Here is a 1,694-nt window from a genome sequence, read left to right on the forward strand (position 1 = left end):
GCCCCCCCGCGGACCCCGCCCGCTGGGGGCGTTCGGGACGCCCGGTACGCCCGGGACCGGCCCGAACTGGGCGCCGATCCCGGCACCGCCGCCGTCGTCCGGCCGGGGCCCCGGCCTCGGCCTGCTGGCCATCGTGGCGCTCATCGTCGCGCTGGTGGCGGGGGCCGTCGGCGCCGGCATCGGGGTGATCGCCACCGACGGCGGCGACGGGAACGGCGGTTCGGTCAGCCTCGGCGGCGGCAACGGCAGCGACACCAAGGTGCAGAGCCGCCCGCCGGACTCCGTCGCGGGCGTCGCGCAGCGGGTGCTGCCCAGCGTCGTGATGATCCGCGTGGAGTCGTCGCAGGGCGAGGTCGGCGGCACCGGCTTCATCGTCAACGGCGGCTACATCGTCACCAACAACCACGTGGTGTCCGAGGCCCGCCAGGGCGCCCAGATGCAGGTGATCTTCAACGACAAGAAGACCCTGCCCGCCACGGTCAAGGGCTCCGACCCGTCGTCCGACGTCGCGGTGGTGAAGGTGGAGGGCCAGCACTCGCTGCCCGCGCTGCAGCTCGGCGACTCCACCAGGCTCGCCGTCGGCGACCCGGTGATCGCGATCGGCTCGCCGCTCGGCCTGCAGGGCTCGGTGACGACCGGCATCGTCAGCTCGCTGAACCGCGCGGTGCCCACCCAGGGCGAGGGCGGCGGCGACGCGTCCTACCTCAACGCGATCCAGACCGACGCCGCGATCAACCCCGGCAACTCGGGCGGCCCGCTGGTGGACGCCAAGGGCCGGGTGATCGGCATCAACACCGCGATCGCCACGCTCGGCGGCCAGTCGCTCGGCGGGGGCGGCCAGAGCGGCAGCATCGGCCTCGGCTTCGCCATCCCGATCAACCAGGGCAAGCGGGTCGCCGAGGAGATCATCCGGACCGGCCAGGTGAAGATGGCCAAGCTCGGCGTGCTGCCCGACCCGCAGTACCAGCAGGGCGGCGCCCGCATCCTGCAGCAGCCCTCGCAGGGCCAGGACCCGGTGACCAAGGGCGGCCCGGCCGACAAGGCGGGCCTCAAGCCGGGCGACGTGATCACCAAGGTGGACGACCAGCCGATCGAGGACGCGACCGACCTGATCGCGCAGATCCGCAGCCGCGCCCCGGGCGACCGCATCAAGGTCACCTACCAGCGCGGCGGCAAGGAGACGACCGTCGAGATCACGCTGGGGTCGTAACGCCGGATGTTAAGGCCGGGTTCATCCCGGCTGGGGATACGCTGGGGGGGCCGGTCCGCGCAGGGCCGGTCCCCGGTGGCTTGTGGAGGACGGGTTGTTCGACGTCGGACTCGGCGAGATGGCGGTGCTGGTCGTCCTCGCCCTGGTCATCTTCGGTGACAAGCTGCCCCAGGTCGCCGGCCAGGCCGGGCGGATGCTGCGGCAGTTCCGCCAGATGGCCAACTCGGCCAAGGCGGACCTGCAGGCCGGGCTCGGCCCGGAGTTCAAGGACTTCGACATCGCCGACCTGCACCCCAAGACGTTCGTGCGCAAGCACCTGTTCGAGGACGACGACGGCTTCCTGAACGGCAAGCTCTTCGACGACGACGAGCCGTCCTACGTCACGTCGTCGCCCGCGGCCCTCGACTACGGCGAGCGCCCGCCGTTCGACAACGAGGCGACCTGACCCTCGGACACGCGAAAGGCCCCGCCATCGGCGGGGCCT

The 1,694-nt window shown here is 72.4% G+C and carries 2 protein-coding genes; both read left to right on the plus strand.

What is annotated here, in order from left to right:
• Positions 1-1,210: S1C family serine protease (locus ABZ914_RS51000; RefSeq protein WP_500201768.1), on the plus strand; the 1,210-nt coding region annotated here is incomplete at its 5' end.
• Between the two features lie 94 nt (positions 1,211-1,304).
• Complete coding sequence (locus tag ABZ914_RS51005; protein ID WP_500201769.1) at positions 1,305-1,655, plus strand: sec-independent translocase; 351 nt, start codon at positions 1,305-1,307, stop codon at positions 1,653-1,655.
• Positions 1,656-1,694 lie beyond the last annotated feature (39 nt).

It is taken from the genome of Spirillospora sp. NPDC046719, from assembly GCF_040645715.1.
Classification (GTDB): Bacteria; Actinomycetota; Actinomycetes; order Streptosporangiales; family Streptosporangiaceae; genus Spirillospora.